Below are 7317 nucleotides of genomic sequence, written 5' to 3'. Positions count from 1 at the left end.
AGCAGTACGTCGAGGCTCTGCGCTCGTCCCTGAAGGAGAACGATCGCCTGCGCAAGCAGAACCAGCAGCTCATCGCGGCCGCGGTGGAGCCCATCGCGATCGTGGGCATGGGCTGCCGGTACCCGGGCGGCGCGTCCTCGCCGGAGGAGCTGTGGGACCTGGTGGCCGAGGGCCGGGACGGCATCTCGGAGTTCCCGGACGACCGGGGCTGGGACGTCGACGGGCTCGCCAGCGCGACCTCCCAGGGCGGTTTCCTGTCCGACGTCGCCGGGTTCGACGCCGGGTTCTTCGGCATCTCGCCGCGCGAAGCGGTCGCGATGGACCCGCAGCAGCGGCTGCTCCTGGAGGTCGCGTGGGAGGCGATCGAGCGGTCGGGCATCGACGCCGCCTCGCTGCGCTCCAGCCGCACCGGGGTGTTCATGGGCACCACCGGCCAGGACTACAGCGAGCTGCTCGCCCGCTCCGCCGAGGACATCGGCCTGTACTCGACGACGGCGTTCGCGGCCAGCGTCCTGTCGGGCCGCATCTCCTACCTGCTGGGCCTGGAGGGCCCGGCCGTCACCGTCGACACGGCCTGCTCGTCGTCGCTGGTCGCCCTGCACAACGCGATGCAGTCGCTGCGCGGCGGCGAGTGCTCGCTGGCGCTGGCCGGTGGTGTGGCCGTGATGTCGACGCCGAACGCGTTCACCGCGTTCAGCGCGCAGAGCGGCCTGTCCTCCGACGGCCGCTGCAAGGCGTTCTCCGACAACGCCGACGGCACCGGCTGGTCGGAAGGCGTGGGCGTGCTCGTGCTGGAGCGGCTCTCGGACGCCCAGCGCAACGGTCGTGAGGTGCTGGCCGTGCTGCGCGGTTCGGCGATCAACCAGGACGGTGCCTCCAACGGGCTGACCGCCCCGAACGGTCCCTCGCAGCAGCGGGTGATCCGCACGGCGCTGGACAACGCGGCCCTGACGGCCGGGGACGTCGACGTCGTCGAAGCCCACGGCACCGGAACGACCTTGGGCGACCCGATCGAGGCCCAGGCGGTCCAGGCGACCTACGGGCAGGACCGCGAGACGCCGGTGCTGCTGGGCTCGATCAAGTCCAACATCGGGCACCCGCAGGGCGCGGCAGGCGTCGCCGGTGTGATCAAGATGGTGCTGGCGCTGCGCCACGAGCTGCTGCCCAAGACCCTGCACGCCGAGAACCCGTCGTCCAACGTGGACTGGTCGGCGGGTGCGGTGGAACTGCTGACCTCCGCCCGCGAGTGGCCGCGAGGCGAGCGCCCGCGCCGCGCCGCGGTCTCGGCCTTCGGCGTCAGCGGCACCAACGCGCACGTGATCGTCGAAGAGGCCCCGGAAGCGACCGAACCCGAGCGCGAGGTCACCGATCTCCCCGAGGTGCCGTGGGTCCTGTCCGGCCGCTCGGACACGGCCCTGGCCGCCCAACTCGACCGCATCGACACCTTCGCCCAGCGCAACCCCCACCTGACCCCCCTCGACATCGGCCACTCCCTGGCCACGAGCCGCTCCACTTTCGACCACCGCGCGGTCCTGCTCCCCTCCGGTGAACTCCGAGGAATCGCCGCGGACCGCTCCCTGGCCGTCCTCTTCGCGGGCCAGGGCTCCCAGCGTCTGGGCATGGGCAGGGATCTGTACCAGCGTTTCCCGGTGTTCGCCGAGGCTCTGGACGAGGTTCTGGCCCACTTGGATCCGGCGGTCCGGGAGGTGATGTGGGGCGAGGACGAAGATGCCCTGAACCAGACGGGCATCGCTCAACCGGCCTTGTTCGCCCTGGAGGTGGCCCAGTACCGCCTCGCCGAGTCCTTCGGTCTCCGCCCGGACTACGTCGCGGGTCACTCGATAGGTGAGGTCGCCGCAGCCCATGTGTCCGGCGTGTTGTCCCTGGAAGACGCCTGCACCCTGATCTCGGCCAGAGCTTCGTTGATGCAGACCTTGTTCCCGGGCGGCGTGATGGTCGCGGTCCGCGCCAGCGAGTCCGATGTCCTGCCGTTCCTATCGGGTGGTTCTGCCGGTGTCGAAAACTCCCATATTCAGGGTGTCGAAAACAGCGGTTTTCGACGCGACGAAAACAGCGGTTTTCGAACGGGTGACAGTGGCGATTCTCGGCCGGGGGTGGTGTCTCTTGCGGCGGTGAACGGGCCCGAGTCCGTGGTTCTGGCCGGGGATGAGGAGGCTGTTCTTGGGGTTGCTCAGCGGTGGGAGTTCAAGCGGCTCAGCGTGTCTCATGCGTTCCACTCGGACTTGATGGAGCCGATGCTCGATGAGTTCCGGGCGGCTATTGGTGGGGTGACGTTCTCGGAGCCGAGGCTCTCGATCGTTGTCGGTGGGGAGGTGACGTCGCCGGAGTTCTGGGTCGAGCACGTGCGGAACGCGGTGCGGTTCGCCGACAACGTGACGACGTTGGCCGAGCAGGGCGTGGACGCGTTCCTGGAGCTGGGGCCGGACGGCGTTCTGACCGCAATGGCGGCTGAATCCGCCGGTGAGGACGCCGTGCTGGTTCCGGCGCAGCGCAAGGATCGCGACGGCGGGTCCGCGCTGGTCGAGGCGCTGGCGCGGTTGCACGTGGCCGGGGTCGACGTCGACTGGTCGCGACTCTTCGCTGACACCGGGGCGCGGCGGGTCGACCTGCCGACCTACCCGTTCCAGCGGGAGCGCTACTGGCCGCGGCCCGCCACGACCAAGGCCGACGTGCGCTCCGCCGGGCTGGACTCCGTCGGGCACCCGCTGCTGGGCGCGGCGGCCGAACTCGCCGGGACCGACGGATACCTGTTCGCCAGCCGCCTGACGCCGCGCACCCACACCTGGCTCGCCGACCACGTCGTGCACGGCCGAATCCTGTTCCCCGGCACCGGTTTCCTCGAACTCGCGATCCGCGCCGGTGACGAGGTGGGCTGCGGTCACGTCGACGAGCTGACCCTGTCCGCGCCGCTGGTGCTGCCGTCGCGGGGCGACGTGCAGGTGCAGGTGACCGTCGGCGGCGCCGACGAATCGGGCCGCCGCCCGGTCGCGATCTTCTCCCGCCCCGCCGAAACCGGGCAGGGAGACTGGACCCAGCACGCCGGCGGCGTGCTGGCCGTGACGCCGTCCGAGCCGACGTTCGACCTCGGCGCGTGGCCCCCGGCCGGAGCCGAGGCGGTGGACGTCGCCGACTGCTACGAGCGCTTCACCGAGGTCGGCTTCGACTACGGACCGATGTTCCGCGGCTTGCGCGCGGTGTGGCGGCTCGGTGACGAGCTGTTCGCCGAGGCCGAGCTGCCGGACGACGCCGGAGCCGACGAGTTCGGCCTGCACCCCGCGCTGCTCGACGCCGGAATGCACGCGTCGGGCTTCGGCGACGTCGGCAACCTCAGCCGCGGAGGCCTGCCGTTCTCCTGGCAGGGCGTCTCCCTGCACGCCTCGGGAGCCTCGCGGGTCCGCATGCGGCTCGCCCCGGGCCCCGACGACTCCACCGTCCTGTCCGTCGCCGACGCCACCGGTGCCCCCGTCGCCAGCATCGACGGACTCATCACCCGCGCCCCGCAGACCGGCCGGGCCCCGACCGTCACCCGGGACGCCCTGTTCCAGCTCGACTGGACACCCATCGCCCTGCCCGAGACCGCCACGACGTGGGCGCGACTCGACCCCGACGCCCGCGACCTGACCGGCGTCGACGCCACCACCGTCGTGCTGCCGGTCTCCGGCGATGCCGACGACGTGGTGACCTCGGTGCACGCCGAGACCGCGCGCGTGCTGTCGCTGCTGCAGCAGTGGCTCGCCGACGAGCGCTTCACCGATGCCCGCCTGGCGCTGGTCACCCGGGGCGCCACCTCCGGTGACGACCTGATCGGGGCCGCCGTGCGCGGTCTGGTGCGCTCCGCGCAGACCGAGCACCCCGGCCGCTTCGCGCTGATCGACGTCGCCCCGGGGACCGATCCCGAACCGCTGTTGGGACGCGCTCTGACCAGCGACGAACCCCAGCTGCTGCTGCGCGGCGAGGAACTCCTGGCCGCCCGCATCGCCCGCGCGACCGGGCAGGCGCCCGCCTTCGACGTCGACGGGACGGTCCTCATCACCGGTGGGACCGGCGGTCTGGGCGCCGTGCTGGCCCGGCACCTGGTGACCGAGCACGACGTCCGCGACCTGCTGCTGGTGAGCCGCCGCGGCCCGGATGCCGACGGCGCCGCCGACCTCGTCGCCGAGCTGACCGACCTGGGCGCGACCGCCCGGGTCGTGGCCTGCGACGTCACCGACCGCTCCGCGGTCGCCGACCTCCTGCAGCAGCACCCGGTGCGGGCCGTGGTGCACACCGCGGGCGTCGTCGACGACGGCGTGATCGCCTCGCTGACCCCCGAAGCCGTCGACACCGTGCTCGCCCCGAAGGTCGACGCGGCCTGGCACCTGCACGAACTCGCCGGTGACGTGTCTGCGTTCGTCCTGTTCTCCTCCGCTGCGGCCACCTTCGGCGGCGCCGGGCAGGGCAACTACGCGGCGGGCAACTCCTTCCTCGACGCCCTCGCCCACCACCGGCAGGAGCGCGGTCTGCCCGCCGTGTCGCTGGGGTGGGGCGCGTGGGAGCAGTCGGTCGGCCTGACCAGCGGGCTCTCCGATGCCGACGTGCAGCGGATCTCGCGGATGGGCGTCCAGGCGCTGTCGGTCGAGCAGGGAGTGGCCCTGTTCGACGCCGCCCTGGGCTCCGGGCGACCGCTGCTCCTGCCGGTGCACTTGGACCTGCCGTCGTTGCGCTCCAGCGACGACGTGCCGCACCTGCTGCGCGGACTCGTCCGCACCCCGATCCGCCGCGCCACCGCATCCTCGCGGGGCGAGACCGCCGCGCTGGTCGACCGGCTCGCCTCGCTGAGCGCGGAGGAGCGCACCGAGCGGCTGGTGGAGCTCGTCCGCGAGGAGGTAGCGGCCGTGCTCGGGCACGCCGGTGCCGGGGGAGTGGATCCCGGAAGGCCTTTCCAGGAGCTCGGTTTCGACTCGCTGACCGCCGTCGAGCTGCGCAACCGGCTCACGGCGGCGACCGGCCTGCGGATCTCGGCGACCTCGGTGTTCGACTACCCGACGGTCACCCGCCTCGCCGAGCACCTGCGCGACGACCTGTTCGGCGCGGCTCTCGACGTCGTCCCGGCGATGCCGGTGAGCTCCGTCGACGACGACCCGATCGTGATCGTGGGCATGGCCTGCCGCTACCCGGGCGGGGTGACCTCGCCCGAGGACCTGTGGCGGCTGGTGAGCGAGGACGCCGACGCGATCACCGGGTTCCCCACCAATCGGGGCTGGGACCTGGACTCGCTGTTCGACTCCGACCCCGACAACGCGGGCACCTCGTACTCGAACTCGGGCGGGTTCCTGCACGACTCGGGCGAGTTCGACGCCGACTTCTTCGCGATGTCCCCGCGCGAGGCCCTGGCCACCGACGTGCAGCAGCGGCTCGTGCTGCAGACCGCGTGGGAGGCCATCGAGCGCGCCGGCATCGACCCGACGTCGCTGCAGGGCAGCCGGACCGGTGTGTTCGCGGGTGTCATGGTGAATGACTACGGCACGCTGCTCGACGGCGACACCTTCGAGGGCTACCAGGGCACCGGCACCGCGCAGAGCGTGCTGTCCGGCCGAGTGTCCTACACGTTCGGGTTCGAGGGGCCGGCGGTCACGGTGGACACGGCGTGCTCGTCGTCGCTGGTGTCGATGCACCTGGCCGCGCAGTCGTTGCGGCAGGGGGAGTGCTCGCTGGCGCTGGCCGGTGGTGTGACGGTGATGTCGACCCCGGCGTCGTTCGTGGTCTTCTCCCGGCAGCGCGGCCTGGCCGCCGACGGCCGCTGCAAGTCCTACTCGGAGTCCGCCGACGGAGTCGGCTGGTCCGAAGGCGCCGGTCTGGTCGTGCTGGAGCGGCTCTCCGACGCCCAGCGCAACGGGCATCGGGTGCTGGCCGTGGTGCGGGGTTCTGCGGTGAACCAGGACGGTGCGTCCAACGGCCTGACCGCCCCGAACGGCCCGTCGCAGCAGCGCGTCATCCGCCAGGCCCTGGCCGGTGCAGGTCTGTCCACTTCGGACGTCGATGTGGTCGAAGGGCACGGCACCGGAACGACTCTGGGTGATCCGATCGAGGCGCAGGCGTTGCTGGCGACCTACGGTCAGGATCGCGAGAGTCCGCTGCTGCTGGGGTCGGTGAAGTCGAACCTCGGCCACACCCAGGCCGCTTCGGGCGTTGCGGGCGTGATCAAGATGGTGGCGGCGATGCAGCACGGCGTCGTCCCGCGCAGCCTGCACGCCGAGGACCCGTCGTCCCACGTGGACTGGGAAGCGGGTTCGGTGCGGCTGCTGAGCTCGGCGGTGGAGTGGCCGGAGACCGGCCGCGCCCGCCGCGCGGCGGTCTCGTCGTTCGGCGTCAGCGGCACCAACGCGCACGTCATCCTGGAGCAGGGGCCGGCCGTCGAGGAAGTCGCGTCGCAGTCCCCGGCGACGGTGGTCCCGTGGTTGGTGTCGGCGAAATCCGAGGCGGCGCTGGACGCCCAGATCTCCCGCCTGCGCGAGCTCGACGCCTCCCCCCTCGACGTCGGCCACTCCCTGGTGACCTCCCGCTCGCTGTTCCAGCACCGCGCGGTCCTGCTCGCGTCGCCCGACGGCCTCGTCGAAGCCGCCCGCGGCGAGGCGGGAGAACAGCCCCTCGCGGTCCTCTTCGCGGGCCAGGGCTCGCAGCGCCTCGGCATGGGCCGGGACCTCTACGGCCGCTTCCCGGTCTTCGCGGAGGCTCTCGACGAGGTCCTGAACCACCTCGACCCGTCGGTTCGCGAGGTGATGTGGGGCGAGGACGTGGAAGCCCTGAACGAGACGGGCAACGCCCAACCGGCCCTGTTCGCGATCGAAGTGGCTCTGTATCGCCTGATCGAGTCCTTCGGCATCACCCCGGACCACGTTGCAGGCCACTCGATCGGTGAGGTGGCCGCGGCCCACGTGGCGGGCGTGTTGTCCTTGCAGGACGCCTGCACCCTGATCACGGCCCGAGCTTCGTTGATGCAGGCCCTGCCCCCGGGCGGGGTCATGGTCGCGGTCCGTGCGAGCGAGTCTGACGTCCTGCCTTACCTGTCGGGTGGTTCTGCTGGTGTCGGAAACTCCCATATTCATGGTGTCGAATACAGCGGTTTTCGTCGCGATGAAAACAGCGGTTTTCGATCGGGTGACAGTGGTGGTTCTCGTTCGGGGGTGGTGTCTCTCGCGGCGGTGAACGGTCCGAACTCCGTGGTGCTGGCCGGGGATGAGGACGCTGTCTTGAGGTTGCCGAGAAGTGGGAGTTCAAGCGGCTCAGCGTGTCTCATGCTTTCCACTCGGCTCTGAT

1 pseudogene is annotated in these 7317 nt (G+C 71.5%); it reads left to right on the top strand.

The features are described 5' to 3' along the window. Window positions 1-11 precede the first annotated feature (11 nt). A pseudogene (locus REH65_RS08455) lies at window positions 12-7316 on the top strand (SDR family NAD(P)-dependent oxidoreductase); the annotation flags it as partial. Between the last annotated feature and the right edge of the window lies 1 nt (window position 7317).

Origin of the sequence: Saccharopolyspora sp. ID03-671 (assembly GCF_045278815.1) — a bacterium.
Lineage (GTDB): Bacteria > Actinomycetota > Actinomycetes > Mycobacteriales > Pseudonocardiaceae > Saccharopolyspora > Saccharopolyspora ipomoeae.
This window is presented reverse-complemented; position numbering and strand designations above follow the sequence as displayed.